At 57.3% G+C, this 17698-nt stretch carries 17 protein-coding genes; 5 read left to right on the top strand and 12 right to left on the bottom strand.

The window, feature by feature from the left end:
- Positions 1 to 36: 36 nt before the first annotated feature.
- Positions 37 to 771, bottom strand: coding sequence for an MbnP family protein (locus tag J7380_RS05325; protein ID WP_209194813.1), 735 nt, complete (start codon positions 769 to 771; stop codon positions 37 to 39).
- A 535-nt stretch (positions 772 to 1306) separates the two neighbouring features.
- Between J7380_RS05325 and J7380_RS05320 the strand changes: the two genes are divergently transcribed.
- Genes J7380_RS05320 through J7380_RS05300 form a run of 5 tightly spaced genes read left to right on the top strand, consistent with a single transcriptional unit; the run spans position 1307 to position 8874 of the window.
- Positions 1307 to 2416 (top strand): efflux RND transporter periplasmic adaptor subunit, encoded by a 1110-nt coding sequence (locus tag J7380_RS05320; protein WP_209194812.1) that lies wholly within the window; start codon positions 1307 to 1309, stop codon positions 2414 to 2416.
- A 4-nt stretch (positions 2417 to 2420) separates the two neighbouring features.
- Entirely contained in the window at positions 2421 to 5540 is a 3120-nt protein-coding gene (locus tag J7380_RS05315; protein ID WP_209194811.1) for an efflux RND transporter permease subunit, read from the top strand.
- Between the two features lie 50 nt (positions 5541 to 5590).
- Complete coding sequence (locus J7380_RS05310) at positions 5591 to 6568, top strand: HlyD family secretion protein (protein WP_209194810.1); 978 nt, start codon at positions 5591 to 5593, stop codon at positions 6566 to 6568.
- Between the two features lie 3 nt (positions 6569 to 6571).
- Positions 6572 to 7759 (top strand): ABC transporter permease, encoded by a 1188-nt coding sequence (locus tag J7380_RS05305; RefSeq protein ID WP_209194809.1) that lies wholly within the window; start codon positions 6572 to 6574, stop codon positions 7757 to 7759.
- A complete protein-coding gene (locus tag J7380_RS05300) occupies positions 7759 to 8874 on the top strand; it encodes an ABC transporter permease (protein ID WP_209194808.1) in 1116 nt (371 codons plus the stop codon). Before J7380_RS05305 ends, J7380_RS05300 begins: the two co-directional genes overlap by 1 nt.
- A 15-nt stretch (positions 8875 to 8889) precedes the next feature.
- Here the strand turns inward: J7380_RS05300 and J7380_RS05295 are convergent, their stop codons facing one another.
- From J7380_RS05295 to J7380_RS05245, 11 genes are all read right to left on the bottom strand, one after another.
- Entirely contained in the window at positions 8890 to 9447 is a 558-nt protein-coding gene (locus tag J7380_RS05295; protein WP_209194807.1) for a TetR/AcrR family transcriptional regulator, read from the bottom strand.
- A 248-nt stretch (positions 9448 to 9695) separates the two neighbouring features.
- Positions 9696 to 10250 carry a sulfopyruvate decarboxylase subunit beta gene (gene comE / locus J7380_RS05290; protein WP_170356156.1) on the bottom strand — a complete coding sequence of 185 codons (555 nt, stop codon included), beginning with the start codon at positions 10248 to 10250 and terminating at the stop codon, positions 9696 to 9698.
- The gene (gene comD / locus J7380_RS05285; RefSeq protein WP_170356155.1) at positions 10247 to 10753 is read right to left on the bottom strand and encodes a sulfopyruvate decarboxylase subunit alpha; all 507 of its coding nucleotides are present in this window, start codon (positions 10751 to 10753) and stop codon (positions 10247 to 10249) included. The genes comE and comD overlap by 4 nt, the downstream gene beginning before the upstream one ends.
- 48 nt (positions 10754 to 10801) lie before the next feature.
- Positions 10802 to 11212, bottom strand: a complete 411-nt coding sequence (locus tag J7380_RS05280) for a universal stress protein (RefSeq protein ID WP_209194806.1) — start codon at positions 11210 to 11212, stop codon at positions 10802 to 10804.
- Between the two features lie 22 nt (positions 11213 to 11234).
- Positions 11235 to 12215 carry an alcohol dehydrogenase catalytic domain-containing protein gene (locus J7380_RS05275; RefSeq protein WP_209194805.1) on the bottom strand — a complete coding sequence of 327 codons (981 nt, stop codon included), beginning with the start codon at positions 12213 to 12215 and terminating at the stop codon, positions 11235 to 11237.
- Positions 12212 to 12973 carry an SDR family oxidoreductase gene (locus J7380_RS05270; protein ID WP_209195135.1) on the bottom strand — a complete coding sequence of 254 codons (762 nt, stop codon included), beginning with the start codon at positions 12971 to 12973 and terminating at the stop codon, positions 12212 to 12214. Before J7380_RS05270 ends, J7380_RS05275 begins: the two co-directional genes overlap by 4 nt.
- Complete coding sequence (gene hisD / locus J7380_RS05265; protein ID WP_209194804.1) at positions 12966 to 14273, bottom strand: histidinol dehydrogenase; 1308 nt, start codon at positions 14271 to 14273, stop codon at positions 12966 to 12968. Before hisD ends, J7380_RS05270 begins: the two co-directional genes overlap by 8 nt.
- A 12-nt stretch (positions 14274 to 14285) precedes the next feature.
- Positions 14286 to 15614 (bottom strand): TRAP transporter large permease, encoded by a 1329-nt coding sequence (locus tag J7380_RS05260; protein WP_209194803.1) that lies wholly within the window; start codon positions 15612 to 15614, stop codon positions 14286 to 14288.
- Positions 15615 to 15625: 11 nt separating this feature from the next.
- Complete coding sequence (locus J7380_RS05255; RefSeq protein ID WP_170755068.1) at positions 15626 to 16138, bottom strand: TRAP transporter small permease; 513 nt, start codon at positions 16136 to 16138, stop codon at positions 15626 to 15628.
- A 112-nt stretch (positions 16139 to 16250) separates the two neighbouring features.
- Complete coding sequence (locus tag J7380_RS05250) at positions 16251 to 17396, bottom strand: TRAP transporter substrate-binding protein (RefSeq protein WP_170356149.1); 1146 nt, start codon at positions 17394 to 17396, stop codon at positions 16251 to 16253.
- A 24-nt stretch (positions 17397 to 17420) separates the two neighbouring features.
- Positions 17421 to 17606 (bottom strand): hypothetical protein, encoded by a 186-nt coding sequence (locus tag J7380_RS05245; RefSeq protein ID WP_170356148.1) that lies wholly within the window; start codon positions 17604 to 17606, stop codon positions 17421 to 17423.
- Positions 17607 to 17698 lie beyond the last annotated feature (92 nt).

Genomic DNA, 17698 nt, shown 5'->3' with positions numbered 1-17698 from the left:
AGGCGATTGCGAACCGAATTTCGGCCGGGACGTCTGTCAAAACCCGAACGAGACCATTGTCGCGTAGTTGTCTGCCAACATACTTGCGTCATCGCGATCGAAATCGACCGAAGGCAATGCCCCCATGTCGACTTCGTACGACCCTGCAAACAATTTGGACAGATCTACGGTCAGTGCAATTTCAGTCTTGCCGCCTGTGTCGTGCTGTGCAGGCAAAGACACAGAAATCTCTCTCGTGTTTTCCGAAAAGCCGACATGATAGGTCAATAACGACACAGTTTCGCCAATCCGAAGCGCGCCTTCGAAAATTACAAACTTGTAGCCGTCTTCTCGGTTCCAAGCCATCTGGCCTTCGGGATCAAGCTTATCCCGCATTTCCGGCGAGGTATTGGCTTGCGCATCTAACCCCACCAGAAAACGCAGATACTCAACGTCGCGCAGTGGCACATCTGTCAAAGTGATCGAGTGCGACAACGACTCGTTATCGAAACGCAACAAATGGTAACTGTCAGGCACTACATACGTTTCGCCGCCCTGCGACAGGCTCAGGTTACTGATGAAGAACTTGAAGTCGTGAATTTCAAACACCCCTTCCCCGCCGGGGTTGTCGTAGATGAACTGGTCATAGACCAAAGGCTCACCACCCATTTGCGCTTGAAAGGTCAACGTCACCGTTTTGTCCCGGACATCCTGCGAGGCCAGGATTGCCCAGACGCCTATGATCAGGACCAACAGCCCGGCAAATCCCGTCATTATCTGGGGTCGCTGCATTCTTAAATAGCCCCCAAAGTACATCGGAATCTTCTGCAATCGTCACCGCTTCTGTTCACACAGCACAGATTTACTGACCGGAGGGTCATTCGCAGTTTCGCACGGATTGTGTGAACACCCGAGATGCGATGGCACGCGCCGACCAAACCGCCGCCGAAACCACCGAGTCGGTCTGTGTATTTGGATCGCATTTCATTTCCCCGGTGTGACATGCTCGCAAAAAACCGTAGTGTAATACGCGCTTTACCTTACGTCACCTCGGTTTTCAATGCCGGTGGTAAGCCTTGTGACTTGTCACTCTTGGAGAGCTGACCCGCGGTCAGAGGCTTCACCTGAGGCAAAGACACCCCCGCTTCAAGAAGAGTTTAATGAAATTTCACACGACTATCACCAATACTGGCAGGGAAACGCTAAATGTGTGCCGTTGGGTCACATTTTCAAACACAGCAAACTCAAAGTTGACAAAATATACTAAATATGTAAATATCGCCTCATGTGATTTCCAATGGGCTTCAGTTCGAAAAGGCCATCAAAGATGCTGACAGCAAAGTTCCCAGTTACCGTGTTCGCCCTGACAGCGATGATCGTTGTCGCAGGATGCAAAGAAGAACAAACAACGCAGATCCAAGTCAGACCAGTTCTGTCAACGGTCGTTGCGGATGTGGATGCGGTTCGGTTAGCTAGCTATCCGGGTCGGGCCAAAGCTGTACGCGAGGTCAACATCGCTTTCGAAGTTCCCGGAAAGGTTCTTGCACGTCCCGTTGATGTGGGATCGCAGGTTAAGGCTGGTGATGTTTTGGCCACTTTGGACTCAGACCCTTACGCAGCGCGTGTGCGCGCATTAGAAGGTCAGCGCAACGCGCTGAAAGCCAATCTGACCAATGCGAAGATCGAGTTGGAGCGGCGCGAGCAGCTGGTGAAAAACAATCACATTGCCCAGGCACGCGTTGACGATCAGATCGCTCTCGTCAGGGCGACCGAAGCCAATATCGAAGCCACCCAAGGCCAATTGGATGAAGCACGGCTGAACCTTGGCTATACGACACTGGTCGCCCCTTTTGACGGCGCGATATCCGCAACCTATGTGGAACAGTTCCAAAACACCAACGCCGGCCAGCCCATTGTTCGGGTGCTCGACACCTCGCGCATCGAAATGGAGGTTGCAGTCCCTGAGAACTTCATCAACCTTGAGCCCTTTGTCGAAGGTATCGAAGTGGAATTCTCAAGCCTGCCTGGCCTGAAGATACCTGCTCAAGTCGCACATGTCGGGAACGAAGCGTCTTCAGCCACCCGGACTTATCCGGTGACGATCATCATGGAACAGCCAGAGGGTGGCGTTATTCAACCCGGAATGGCCGGTCGCGCCACAGCCAAGGTACATCTGCCGGATAGCTGGAGCGATCAGGGCATTCACGTCCCTTCAAGCGCCGTGTTTTCACCCAACCAGACATCGCCGGACGAAACATTTGTCTGGGTCATCGACCCCGAAGACCTGACCGTATCTGCCACACCCGTAACCGTGAACGCTTTTAACGACCGGGGATTTTTGGTCAGCGGCCTTGAGGCCGGTATGCGGATCGCGACTGCCGGCGCGAACACTCTGAAGGACGGTCAGAAAGTCACTCTGACCACAGGCGGAGAATAAGTTGATGTCGCTCGCTTCGGTCGCGGTCAAGAACCGCACGGTCACCTATTTTGCGCTGGCGCTGATCCTCGTGATCGGGACGCTCAGCTATTTTCGACTGGGTCAGCTGGAAGACCCTGAGTTTACGGTTAAAACGGCGCTGGTCGTAACCCAATATCCCGGCGCCAGCCCGACCGAGGTCGAACTGGAAGTTACTGACAAGATTGAAACTGCCATTCAAGAACTGCCGGAACTGCGTTTCCTAACCTCGTATTCTCATGCAGGTCTGTCCATCGTAAAAGTCGAAATTCAGCAAGAATATTGGGCAGACCGCCTACCCCAGGTCTGGGACAAAGTGCGTAACAAAGTAGGCGATTTGCAAGGCAGCTTACCGCCCGGCGCTGGTGCACCGAACGTTATCGACGACTTTAGTTTTGTCTACGGGTTCGTTCTCGCCGTGACCGGAGATGGGTTCACCTATGCAGAGCTTGAGGAACACGTAAAAGCCATCCGCAAGGAACTGAGTCTGGTTCAGGGCGTATCCCGTGTCGAGACCTGGGGCCTGCAGCCCAAGGTGATTTATCTGGATGCCTCCGAGCAGCGGCTGCTGGATCTTGGCGTGTCTGCGCAGGACTTTCTGTTAACCCTGAACTTGCAGAACCAGGTGGTCGACTCCGGCGCGCTCACAATCGGAGATCGCAGGCTGCGGATCGCGCCGACAGGGGAATTTCAATCACCTGAGGATATCGGCAACCTGCAACTACGCCCCGGCCTGACAGACCGGGTTTTGGATGTGGCAGAGGGGGGCGACATACCTTTCCAACTACCTGTGTCACGCGATTCCGATGTGATCCGACTGCAAGATATCGTGGACATCCGGCAAGGATATCTGGAACCCGCCCTGACCCAGATGCGCTATGACGGACAGCCTGCAATCGGGTTGTCGATTGCAAACGTATCCGGAGGAAATATCGTGGATACCGGGCGCAACCTCGATGCGGCGCTAGAAGAAATCTCTTCCCGCCTCCCCGTCGGCATCGAGATGCACCAAGTTGCCTGGCAAAGCGATCTGGTGACCGAGTCGATCAACTCGTTCATGGTCAACCTTCTCGAAGCCGTATTGGTCGTCTTGATTGTCGTTGCTGTATTCATGGGATGGCGCATGGGCCTGATCATAGGCAGTGCACTGCTTCTGACCATTTTGGCCACGTTCATGGTAATGGTCGTTCTCAAGATCGACCTGCAGCGGGTCTCTTTGGGTGCGTTGGTGATCGCGCTGGGGATGATGGTGGACAACGCCATTGTCGTAGCCGATGGAATGGCAGCGCGCATGAAAAAGGGCATGGGCAAGATCGAAGCCGCGATCGAAGCCGCGGGCCAGCCCAGCATGGCTTTGCTGGGGGCCACGATTGTGGCAGTGATGGCCTTTTTTCCTATCTACGCCTCGTCGGCAGCCGCCGGGGAATACGCGGGATCTTTGTTTGTTGTTGTGGCCGTTTCGCTGCTGATCAGCTGGATCATTGCCATGACGATTACGCCGCTGATGTGCATTGACATGTTGCCCACCCCCAAGGTCGAGACGACGCATACCGAAAGCGCCTTTACCTCGGGGTTCCGTGCTGTATTGGGGCGTTGCCTGCGTCACCGTGGCATCACCGCAATGGTGTTTCTGGCCTTGCTGGGCGGCGCGATCTACGGCTTCAGCTATGTCGACCGCCTGTTCTTTACCGACGCCACACGGCAGCAATTCATGGTCGATGTCTGGGCCGAGGAAGGCAGTACGATTGACCAGACCTCGGAATTGGCACGTAGAGTCGAGGATAAACTGAATGGCGATCCGCGTGTGAAAGGCGTATCGACCTTCATGGGTGCAGGCGGCCCCCGGTTCTATCTGCCGGTCGACCCCGAGCTTCCTTATGCCAGCTACGCGCAGCTTGTGGTCAATACTGAAAGCCTTGAGGTCGTGAACGACCTTGTCGCAGAACTGGACGCATGGATCGAAGGCGCAATCCCCGAGGCGATGACACGGGTGCGCAAGTACACGGCTGGGCCTGGTAATACATGGCCGTTCGAGGTTCGCTTTAGCGGCCCGGCCAATGCGGACCCGCAAGTACTGCGCAACCTGGCTGAACAAACGATGGATGTCTTACGCGCTTCCCCCCATGCCAAGGACATTCGAAGCGATATGCGAAACCGCGTCGCCAAACTGGTTCCGGAGTATGATCAGACAACCGGCATCTGGACGGGTACGTCCCGCAACGACATAGCCAGCGCCGCGCGCTTTGCCTATGACGGGCTGCCGGTTGGTCTCTATCGTGAGAATGAGGATCTGCTGCCCATCATCTTACGTCGGACCGAAGACGAACGGCAGACCGTCGGGCGTGACTTTGCGCAAATCCAGATCCAGCCGGCCTTCTCGACCAAGTCGCTGCCATTGTCTTCTGTAACGCAAGGGATCGAGATCGAATTGGAGGATCCGACTATCGTCCGTTGGCAGCGCCAGCGCGCGGTTACGGTTCAGGCCAGCTCGGACGGCGTTACCCTACCCTCTTTGGTTGATGAGGTCCGCGCTGACATCGAGGCAATCAAGCTGCCCCCCGGATATCGGATCGAATGGAGAGGTGAGACTTTCAGCACAGCAGATGCCCAGGATTCGCTGAAACCCGGGTCCGGCCCTGCGCTGGTGATAATGGTCTTCCTGGTGGTTGCGCTGTTCAACGCTTTCCGTCCGGCGCTGGTTGTCTTTACGGTCGTTCCCTTTGCGATGATTGGGATCACTGGTGGCCTGCTGCTGTTCAATCAACCCTTCTCGTTCATGGCCCTGTTAGGCGCGATGAGCCTTGTCGGCCTGATGATCAAGAACGCGGTCGTGTTGCTGGATCAGGTCAGCGTCAATCTGGAAGAAGGTATGAAGCCTTATGATGCGCTGGTCGAGGCAACAGTCTCGCGTCTGAATCCCGTATTCCTTGGGGCAGCCACGACAATCCTGGGTGTCTTGCCACTGCTTCAGGACATCTTCTGGGTGGCCATGGCGACCACAATCGCCGCGGGTCTGACCGTGGGAACAGTCGTGACCATGCTGATGGTTCCGGTTTACTACGCCCTTTTCCACGGCATCCGTCCTCCTGAAACCAAAGACACCTAAATTCACGAGCTGAAGCGCAACTCTGGCTATCAACTGAAACGGAGCGCCCCATGTCGAAACCCAAGCTATTCGTTGCGATCATTGCAAGTGCAATGGTCGCAGGTGGCGCCCTTGTATGGATCGCGACAGTGCCAAAACCGCTGGTGGTTCAGGGCGAAGTCGAGGCGACCCGCATTGACCTGGCCGCAAAAATCGGCGGCCGTGTCGCCGCTGTGAATGTCGATTTCGGGGACACCGTACAGATGGGCGATGTGGTCGTGTCCTTGGGCAGCCCGCAATTGCAAGCGGGTCTGAAGACGGCACAAGCCGCTGTCGACGTGGCGATTGCTAATCGTGATCTGGTTTTCGCAACCCGACCCGAAGTCATCGATGCGCGCCGGGCCGAGCTTGCGCGCGCCAAAGCTGATCAGGACTTGGCGCAAAAGACTTATGACCGGATCGAAAAACTCAGCGAAACCTCGTTTGCTTCGCTACAAAGGCTTGACGAGGCCTCAAACACTTTGGCGGCCGCCCAACGTGGGGTCGACGCGGCGCAGGCCAATCTCGAACTCGCCGAAAACGGCAACAGCATAGAACAAAAAGCCGTCGCTCAGGCTCAGGTCCAAGAAGCCAACGCCGCTTTGCTACGCACGCAAACTGATCTTGAAGAGCTGCAAATTGCAGCACCTATCAGCGGTCAGGTCACCGCCCGGCTTGCAGAACCTGGCGAGCTTTTCTCGGCCGGGGCTATTTTGTTATCCATAGTGGATATTGACAACGCTTGGTTCACGTTCAACCTGCGCGAAGACCTGCTGAACGGGCTGGAAATTGGTCAGGAACTGAATGTGCGCGTACCGGCGCTGGGTGATCTGGTGATCCCTGCTCGCGTTACTGCCATCAATGCCGAAGGCAGCTATGCCAATTGGCGCGCCACGAAAGCCACGGGTGATTTCGACCTGCGCACATTCTCGATCAGGGCCGAGCCGGTCACGCGCGATGCGGCCCTGCGACCGGGTATGAGCGCTTTGGTGGATTGGGCGGCACGCTAGGCCATGTCGCGTCCGCTACCAGCCGGTTTTCGGCGCACCTTTCGTCGAGAGCTGCGCCGGATTGCCCATCAACCTCGCCTAGCATTTATGCTGGGGCCATTTCCTTTGATCCTGATGCTGTTGCTTTCTGCGGTCTTCGCGCCCGGGCTTCCTTCGAACCTGCCCGTAGCCGTTGTCGATCAGGATGGGACAACCTTGTCGCGCCAGGCTGTTCGCATGATCGACGCCACTGCGGACCTTGCGGTCACTGTCCGCGCGACGTCTCTGGCCGAGGCGCAGGACGCTCTCGTCTCGGGCGCGGTGTACGCCGTTATCTTCATACCCCAGTCCATGGGGCGCGACTTGCTGCAAGGCAACCGGCCCGAGCTGGTTACCTTCTATAACAACCAATTCCTGACCGTCGGAGGCATCGTTTCAAGGGCTAGCAGGCAGGCAATGGGGACCTTTTCGGCAGGTGTCGCAACCCAGGCTCTGATCGCAAACGGGGCTGTCCCCGAGGCCGCAGTTGAAGCGGTCGTACCGATCCCGGTTCAGCGCAGTCCTCTGTTCAATCCGGCTCTGGACTATGTCCAATTCCTGCTTGCCGCCCTTATGCCCACTGTATTGCAAATCTTCATAACAGCCAGCGCTGCACTGACCATCGGCAGCGACGTACAGCACCCCAATGGCATGGCACGGCTGACTCGGATTGGCGGCTCGTCGATCACGGGTATCGCGGGAAAACTAGCACCCTACGGGTTAGCCTATTTGCTGACACTTATCTTTGCAGACGTGATCATTTTTGGGGCATTTGATGCTCCGTTCAGCGGAAACATTTGGCTGCATGGAGCTTACTCGGCCGGCTTTGTTTTAGCTTGCCTGTGTCTGGGCGGGATGCTCGCGATGATCGCCGGAGAAACCGTGGGCGCGCTGGGCTTGACCGGCGTGCTGACCGGCCCAGCCTTCGGCTTTGCCGGCATCAGTTTTCCGCGCATAACAATGAACACTTTTGCATGGATTTGGGGTGGATTGCTGCCGCTGACCGCCTATCTGCAACTTCGCACGGATCAGGTACTGCGCGGCGCGCCGATTGAAGTTTCTCTGCCTGCCTTTGGATGGTTGCTGGGGCAGATACTGCTTTACGGTTCAGTTCTGGTGTTTTTGGTGGCCCGCTCGGCGCAAGTGCCAGCTAAACAGGCGAGCACTGCATAATGAAACGCTTTCTCGACGCTGTTTTGGACTCGATCTTCAGGCTGTTTGCCGACAAGGGTGCGCGCATGACGATGGTCGTTTCGATCCTGATCTATGCGTTTCTCTACCCCCAACCCTATACAGGCGAAGTGGTTCGGGATGTCCCTATCGTCGTAATTGACCAGGACGGATCAACCGCCAGTCGAGAACTGCGCCGACGTGTCGACAATTCGGATCAGGTCGCAGTGGTCGCACACACCGACGGACTGCCAGCCGCGCAAGAGATGTTCAACGCGCGAAAGGTCTATGGTGTCCTGATCATACCGCCCAATTTCGAACAAGATCTTTTGCACGGGCGCCAATCCCCAATCGCAGCCTTCGGAGACGGCAGTTATTTCCTTCTTTACGGAGCGATCTCCTCGGCTGTGTCATCTGCTGCGAACAGTCTTGGGGCCGAAATCCGTGTAAGCCGTCTGACCGCTCTGGGCGTTGACGCAGGCACGGCTGCAGCTCTTGTTTCTCCGGTGGTGATTACTTCGGTCCCTCAGTTCAACCCGAACGGAGGATATGCCAGTTTCGCAGTTCCAGCCGCGTTTGTCCTGATAATCCAGCAAACGCTGCTGATCGGAATAGGAATAATGCACGCAGGCAAACCGGCAAGACCGGGCATAGCGAGGGTGGCGACACCCACCGCCTACATTCTTGTGTATACATTCTGGGTCGCGGTGACACAGTTGCTGCTGCCAGTGATTTATGGGCTGCCGCAGGTCGGCCACCCCATAACGCTGTTTGCCATTGCGGTGCCGTTTCTAATGGCCGTGACCGCAATGGGTTTTGCGCTTGTTCAGGTGATCCCTACCCGGGAGGGAATGATCTTCTTTCTCGTCGTGCAGGGATTGCCGCTGTTCTTCATAACCGGCGTCTCATGGCCGATCGAAAGTGTGCCAGATCCAATTCGCTGGCTGGCGATGGCAGTGCCCTCAACTTCGGCTATGTCCGCCATCATCCGCGTCGACCAAATGGGCGCGTCGCTTTCAATGATCATACCAATCGTGAAGCTGCAGCTTGCGCTTGCTGTTGGTTATGCAGCCATAGCGTACGCGCTGCACAATTGGCGATTTCCGAACAGCAGCTGAGCCTCGGCGCTCTGCTTATGTGTCCGAGAACACAGTCCGCAGAATGCGGTGGATGTCGTCTGAAAACTCGTCACGAGAAGTCGAAACAACCAAGGCTCCTCGGGTCGATGTGACCAGCAAATGCGCCAAATCGAGCGCCCTGTCCGGCGTTGCCGCCAAACCATTTTCTGACATGAACCGGGCAAGGTTTTCGACGTAGACCTTGGGCCAGTTTTCCGGCTGGTCTGCCGACAGCTTCAGGGCATCTTCTAAAAGCTCTGCCCCATGTCGTGTTTTAGCCAGCTCGACCGAGTCTCCGACCACCGAGGTTAAAACCGTGGCCAGAACGTCGATAGGGTCGCCCTTCGCCTCATCCAGAATTCCAAAGACGTTTTGGTACAATGCCTGCATATACGTGACCAATGACCACGAATAGCACGCGTCTTTTGAACCGAACTTCTTGTAAATCGACTGCCGCGACAACCCGACCGCCCGGGCGATATCTTCCATCGAAGTTTTGCGAAAACCGTATTGGGCAAAGGCCGTCATGACATCGCGAGGATTGACGCCAGAGATTGTGTAAGCCGATACCATTTTTCACCTTTCTGAGGTTTTGCAAACCACATCCGGCACTGTTTCCCCATCGCCGGATACCGCTTGTCCAACCCGTTCCTGCCAGGAGGACATACCCCATGTTTTGCATCATGTTTACAGTATCAATACTTAATGTCAACTGACCGTGATCACAAAACGTCGCGAAATTTTCGCCACAACCGACGCAAAAGCGCCGCCCCATTGGTCGGGGCGGCGCGCGTGCAAGGTCACATATCAAAACCGCAAAGTCAGGCTTGCACTGCCTTCATGAACCGGTCCCGGATGACGACTGGATCCATGGTAATCGGCGGCATTTTAGCGTTTCCGCTTTGGCATTTGGCAACGATGATGGTCATCTTTCGCGCCTCCAACGCCTCTTGCACAACCCGACCGGTGTCTTCGGCCTGACACTCGATCACCCTGTCGCAACCGGCCGCTTCTGCCATTTTCGCAAGAGAGGTTTTCTGTCCTGCGTAAGTAGGCTGGTCGCCGGTAGAACCATATGATCCGTTATCAACGATCAGCAGAATATAGTTGTCGGCCACGTTGTTTGCGATAGTTGGCAGCGTACCCAGATTGGTCAGAACCGACCCATCCCCGTCAATCACGATGACCGGTTTGGGTTGTGACAGCGCAAGGCCAAGACCTATGGACGACGCCAACCCCATCGTCCCCAACATGTAGAAATTAGAGGGCTGGTCATCGATGGCATGCAGTTCCTGACTGGGTATACCGATGTTACAGACAACGAGCTGATCACGCAGAATCGGGGCGATTTCTTTCAGGATTTCAGAACGGATCATTGGTCGCCATAGCCTCCCCAAAAATTGGCGTCGGTCAGGATGGCGACCGGCTTGTTGCACATGAACGTGTATTTCAGGATCGCGTCCAGCTCTTCTACGTCCGACTTGTGATGAAAGTGATAGGTCGGGATATTCAGCTGCGCCAGCAGTGCCTTTGTGTGAACGGCCATTTCGACTTGACAGGCGATCGGTTCGCGCAGCTCACCCCGGTACGAAATCAGCATGGGCAATGGCATTCTGTAATACTGGATCAGCGTGGCCAGCGTATTGATCGTCACTCCGATCGCCGTGTTCTGCATGATAATCGCGGGGCGTTTGCCACCCATCCAGGCACCCGCGCACAGGCCCATTCCTTCGTCCTCTTTGTTCGAAGGGATGTGATAAATACCCTCGCGTTCGTCGATCTCGGCAATAACGCCGGCCAGCTGTTTGCAAGGAACGGTAGTGACGAACGAGATATCGTTGGCCACCAGATCGTCCGTGATCTTCTTGTCTATGTTCATATCCTGTCAGTCAGTCCTGTTTTGGCGCACAAGGCGCAGTTCGAAGTGTTATGGCCTGCGGTGCACGTGGACCGCGCAGCCAGCATGACGAACGACCCGAGACGCGGTCGATCCCAAAAAATAGTCACTCAGGCCCGGCTTGTGCGAACCGATGACGATGCAATCAACGTCGTTATCCTTGGCGAAATCGATGATGGTTCGGGCCGTATGCCCTTTGATGATCTCGGACTTGACCCCGTCCAGCCCCGAAACCTTGTCACGCAACAAATTACGGGCGGAGCGAAACCCTTCGGCGACCATATCTTTGTCGAGATATGCGCTGACCGATCCCTGCGGCATTTCATAGACGTGTAGCGCGACTATCTCGGCGCCTTCCGCTGACAAGGCCCGCGCGACTTCCAGCGTATGTGGCGATATGCCGTGGTCCAAAGCCATGGGTACAAGAATTTTGCGATACATATTACCTCTCTTTCTGGCGCGGTCAGTGCTCCGGTGCGAGGATGATTTTCGGCGCGGCGACCATTCCCCGACGCAGATCCCGAAACGCCCGCCCCCCCTCTGACATCGGCCGCTCCTCGACCCAGTCCAAAGCACCCAGCCGTCCATCGAAAATAGCTGCAGCCGTTTGGCGAAAATCCTCAGCCGTATAGGTATAGGTGCCGATAAATGTGATCTCCTGCAAGGTCATGCGGCGAATATCCAAACCTCCGGCACCTTCGCCAAGTCCGACATGGACCATGACCCCACCAGGTTGCGTCAACGCCGACGCAGTAGCGCGCGTTGCCGCAAACCCCACTGCATCGATAACTAGCGGGAAGGTTTCTGACGTTTCAGAGACTACGTCGAATGCCCGCAAATTCAGCAAATATGCCCGTCGCAGCGCGTTCGGTTCAACTATGACGACATCCTGCACGCCCATCGCCTGCAGGGCCAAAGCTGCGGCCAGTCCGATCGCCCCCCCGCCCACAACAAGAGCGCGACGCTCCATCGCTGGATGCAAGGCTTCCAACCCCAGTCGCACGGCATGCCAACTAACCGCCAACGGCTCGGCCAAAGCCGCGCGCGACAAAGGAATATCATCTGGCACATCGACCAAATTGCGTTCGGGCATTGAGATAAATTGGGCAAATGCGCCCTCTCGTGGCGGCATTGAAATGATCTGGCGGTTTTGACACAGGTTTTCCCGCTCCGCTTCGCAGACCGCGCAATTGCCGCACGTGACCAGAGGGTTGACCGTAACCCGCGCCCCGTCGCGTGGTCCTCCAACGATCACGCCTGCCGCCTCGTGCCCCAGGATCAATGGCGCAGGACGTCTGGCATCATGTCCCAGATAGGCATGCATGTCCGATCCGCAAATACCCACGGCTTCGACACGGATCAGCTGTTCCTCTGGTCCGGGAACTGTGTCCGGAACATCCCGGAATTCCAGGTGTTCAACCCCTTCATAAACCAGAGCTTTCATTTCGCGGTAAACCCCCCATCGACCATGAGCACCTGCCCGGTGACGTAGCTGGACGCTTCTGAACACAAGAACAAGATCGGCCCGTCTATATCCTCCATCCGCCCATTGCGTCCGGTACAGGTCTGCGCGGCGTTGCGCGCGGCGCGGTCGGGGTCGTTGAATACGGCCTGAGTCAGCTCGGTCGGAAAGAACCCCGGCCCGATGGCGTTGGCGGTGATGCCATATGGCGACCATGCCTCGGCCATGGCACGGGTCAGTTGCCCGATCCCGGCCTTTGAGGCACCATACGCAATCCCCCCTGGAAAAGCCCGCGTGGTCTGCAGTGAAGCAAAGTTGACAACGCGCCCCCAGCCTTTCGCCTTCATGGCGGGTACCAATGCCTGGCTTAGGAAAAACGGCGCGCTCAGGTTTAGCGCCAGCGTCGCGTCCCAACCATCGGGCGTGACTTCATCCGCCACCTCGCGGGTGTTGATCCCAGCAGCATGGATGACGATGTCAGGCGCGCCGAATGCCAAGCTGATCTGTTCAACCAGCCTTCCATGCCCCGCGCGGTCGGCTACATCCGCTGTCACAGTCGCGCCCTTGTCGCCAAGTTCGGCTTTCAGTCCTGCCAACGCCTCGGCCCGGCGCGCGACGCCCACTACCCGTGCCCCAGCGGCGGCCAGCGCCTGCGCCGCCCGTCGGCCCAGACCCGAGCTTGCCCCGGTGACGCAAGCCACCCGCCCGGTCAGGTCAAACAACGCGCGCGGGTCATCCATCTGCGGACAGGTCGAATTGCTCATCGGGGAAATACTTCGCCAACCGCACATCGGCCGCGCGGGCGTGGCCCTCCATCCCTTCCAGCCGGGAAATGCGGGCGGTCGCAATGGCGATGGGCTTGGATCCCTCGCGCGTTGCGCGTTGCCACGTGACGATCTTCATGTATTTGTGGACACTCAACCCGCCAGTATAACTGGCCGCGCCGGACGTCGGCAGGACGTGATTGGTGCCAGTAGCCTTGTCGCCATAAGACACGGTCGTTTCCTCACCCAAAAACAGCGAGCCATAGCAGGTCAACCGATCCAGCCACCAATCCAGATCCTCGGCCTGCACAGTCAGGTGTTCGGGCGCATAGGCGTCGGAGCAGGCGGCCATTTCTTCGCGATCGGCGCACAGGATCACCTCGGCATAGTCGCGCCACGCGGCCGAGGCGTTTTCCCGGTTCAGTTCCGGAAGGTCTTCGATCAGTGAAGGAACCAGTTGCATCACTTTCTCGGCCAATGGTCGATCATCCGTCACCAGCCAGACGGGTGAATTGTATCCGTGCTCGGCCTGACTGACCAAATCGGTCGCGACCACATGCGCGTCAGCGCTGCTGTCGGCAAGGATTAGACTGTCTGTGGGGCCCGCGATCATGTCGATGCCGACCTTGCCATAGAGGATACGCTTGGCCTCGGCCACGAACTGATTGCCCGGACCCACAAGGATATTCGCGCGCGGCAGGCCGAACAGGCCATAGGTCATCGCCGCCACACCCTGCACACCGCCCATGGCCAGAATGCTGTCTGCCCCACAGATATGCGCGGCATAGACAATGGCTGGCGCCACGCCTTCACCGGGGCGCGGTGGCGAACAGGCTGTGATATGACGACAACCCGCCACTTTGGCCGTGGTCACGGTCATGATCGCGCTGGCGATATGGCTATAGCGCCCGCCCGGCACATAACACCCCGCCGCGTCCACCGGGATTGCCTTTTGCCCGGCGATGACGCCCGGCACGATCTCGACCTCGACATCTGATACGGTCGCTTTCTGAGCCTCTGCGAAGCGGCGCACATTGTCATGGGCAAAGCGGATATCGGCCTTCAGCTTTTCGGGCACCAATGCGATGGCCGCATCAATTTCGGCTTGCGTCATCAGTACGTTGCCGTCGAACTTGTCGAACTTGGCCGCGTACTCCATCGCTTTGGCATCCCCGCCCGCCTCGATATCGGCCAGGATTGTCTTGACCGTATCATGCACCTCAGTGGCATGAGATTGCGCCGTCAATGTCGCCTTTTTCAAATAGTCACGGGGCATAGTCAGCAGGTCCTATTGGTAGATTTCAGGAAGCAGGGTGGTCGAAACCGCCGGTACATAGGCGATCAGGATTACCACGATCAGCATGGTCAGAACAAAGGGCACGGCACGCGCCGCAATTTTTAGAATTGACTCTCCGGTTATCCCGGAAACGACGAACAGGTTCAAACCCAACGGCGGGGTGATAAAGCCCACACCCAATGCGGTGATCATCATGATGCAGAACTGAATCTCGTTCATGCCGATATTGTCCGCCAGCGGTTTCAGGATCGGGGCGAGAATCACGATATTCGGCGTCGTCTCCATCACGCACCCCGCCGCGATGAGGATACCGATCATCAGCAGGATCAGAAGATACGGATCATCGGTCATCGAAGTCACGGCAGTCACAAAACCCTGCGGCACGCCCATGATCGCCAGCGCCTCGGCCAGCGGTGCCGAAAAGGCGATGATCGGCAGGATCACCCCGTTTACCTTGGCCGAGCTGACCAGCATCGATGGGAAATCAGCCAGCGTCAGCGTGCGCAGGATAAAGCCCATGATGATGGTGACGACAACAGCAGTCGCACCGGCCTCGGTGGGCGTCAGGCGGCCCGAAAAGATGCCGTAGAAGATGATCCCCGGCACGATGAACGCATACCAGCCGGATTTCAGCGCCGTGCCAAGATTGGTCAGCCATTCGCCCATGGTCATCATGCCGCCGCCCTCGTAGGCATAAAGGCGGTTCATGATGATGTTGGTCACAAGGATCGAGACCAGAATGGCCAGACCTGGGATAAGTGCGGCCAGAAACAACGTGGACGCGGATATGCCCAGAACCAGACCGATGATGATATAGGCGATCGAGGGTGGGATCAGGATGCCGGTACAGGCCCCGGCGGCCACCAGCGCGCAGGCATACGGTCGGGGATAGCCGCTTTCGACCAGCCGGTTGATGGTCATTCGGCCCACGGCAGCAGCACCCGCCGCGTCCGAGCCCGAGATGGCAGCGAACATGCCGCAAACCAGAACGGTGGCCGAGCCAAAGCCACCCTTGGCAAAACAGGTCAGCGCCTCGGCCACGTCCAGAAACTTTCGCGACAACCCGGTTCGCACCAACACGTCCCCGGTTAGGATGAACAGCGGTACGGCGGTCAGAGCAAAGGCGTCGATGCCGGTGAACAGGCTTTCGCCCACAAGGCTTAACGGCAGGTCGCCGGACATGACCAGCATCACGATGGCGGCGGTGCCGATGGCCGCCCAGACGGGCACAGCCAAGGCAATCAGACCAACGAACAGGATCACAGGCAGGTAGAAATCCCACCCAAGTTCAACAGTTTGATTGAGAGAACCCCAAAGCATTGCGTGTCCCCTCAGTCAAACAGCTTGTCGCCTTCGAAGACGGGCGTGCCGTCCCTCAGGCATTTCAAATCGCGCATCAGTGACTGGATCAGACGCCAGATCATCAGCGCAAAACCGGTGGGCACGGCCATCAGGAACCACACCTTCGATACCCGCAGCCCATCCGTCACCGAACCGAACTTGGCCGAAACATGCACCGCCTCGTACGACCAGTAGAGCGCGATGACCGCCACGCCGAACATCACCAGATCGCCAAAGATATACAGCAGCGCCTTGGGACGCGGCCCAAGGTAGTGCATGATCACGTCGATGCGGATATGGGCGCGTTCCTTTACGGCTGCTGCTGCACCGATCCACGCAAGGTAGATGAAGGAATAGCGGACGATCTCTTCGCCCCAGATCGACGAGAAAGCGAAAATCTCACGCCGAAGAACCTCGATGGCCATGGTGATGACCAGCATCACGTAGAACACCAGCAGCAGCCAGCGCTCGGCGTTGCGGTCTATGTTTTGAAGTAGGGTCATCTGTTCCCTCGGCAAAAGAGCAACCGGGCCATAGCCTTCTTTGGCGGGCCTGTTTCAGGTCCGGCTGCTAAGGAAGATCGCGGGCTCACTCGCTGCGCCCGCCGCCTGTCTGTTATGCGTCGTGGACGTAATATTTGCCCTGCGTGCCTGCGGCCTCGACCAGCTTTTCGAACGCGTCCATCGACCCGGCAAGCTCGGTCTTGAAGGGGTCCCATTCGGCGTTCTGATAGCCGCCGACGCTTTCCCATTCGGCCAGTTGATCGGAACTGAGCGAGTGGAACTCGACCCCCGCCTTGTTCAGCTCGGCCATGGCATAGGCGCGCGCCGACGGCACTTTGGCCAGATTCTGATGCGCGGTCATTTCCGCACCCCACATGATGCCCTCCTGAACGTCAGGCGGCATCGAGTTGAACCACTCCAGGTTACAGGAATAAACCTGACTGTCCGGCACCGCCTGCGTGAAGGTCACATGGCTGAGAATATCCTTGAAGCCGAACACGAAAAGCGCGCCCACTGACGGGTCCAGCGCATCCGCCACGCCCTGCTTGATGGCCGAGGGGGTCTCACCCCAAGCAACCGGCGTCGGGTTTGCGCCCGCCATACGGTAATATTGCTGCAGCATTTTCGAGCCCGGAACGCGGAACTTCACCCCGCTCATGTCGCCCGGCGTGATGATTGCATTGCCACCCTGACGCACCGCAACCACGCGCGGGTCGATCACAACGTAGAACAGCGCCTTGAAGCCGGCGGCCTCGACCTTGGGATGCACCTCGTTCTTCCAGGTGTCCGAGGTCACGAGATTGGTGAATTTCTGGTTCGAGCCGCACAGATACGGCATGTTGATCAGGTCAACGGTCGAGGCAAACGGTGCAAAGTTCGACAGCGAGTGCTGTGCGGCCTGAATTGTACCACCCTGAACCTTCTGCACCAGCGATCCACCCGCACCCAACTGCCCGCCGGGGGCCAGCTTGACATAAACTTTGCCGTTTGTGGCGTTCTGGATGTTTTCCTTCAGGTCTAGTTGCATGATTGGATAGCTGCGCGATGCGCCCAGCACATAGGCTGTGGCGATGGTCATCACGTGGTCGGCTGCCTTTTCGCGCTCGCTTTCCTCCTTGGCAGTCTGAGCCGCAGCTTCGGTCGACCACAACACCCCACCGGCCCCAGCGACCAGCGCAGCAGTGAATGCGCCCGTGGCACTGAGTTTGAGGAAGTTGCGGCGCTCGGCCGACGCCAGTTCCAGTTTGTCCTTGTTCATTGATTGCCCTCCCAAGCAAAAAAGTCAGCTGTCGCGTTCTGCGTTGCGGTCAGCCTCCTTTTTCAGAATTGCGACAACGAACAGGATCGACGCCGCGAATAGAACCAACATCTCGCCCACGTCTCCCAGGAATGCGCCGCTCGCAAACGCGCCCATCGCAACATTCGCGAAATAGATGACGAACACGATGATAGAGGCAAACAGAAACATATTCCGGGTCCCATGGTGGATTCGGCTCAACTTCACTTGTAAGCGCTTACATCTAAAATGCAAGCGCTTACATATCTGCTTTCCATATCACC

It is taken from the genome of Ruegeria sp. R8_1, assembly GCF_017743815.1.
GTDB classification, from domain to species: domain Bacteria; phylum Pseudomonadota; class Alphaproteobacteria; order Rhodobacterales; family Rhodobacteraceae; genus Ruegeria; species Ruegeria lacuscaerulensis_A.
This window is presented reverse-complemented; position numbering and strand designations above follow the sequence as displayed.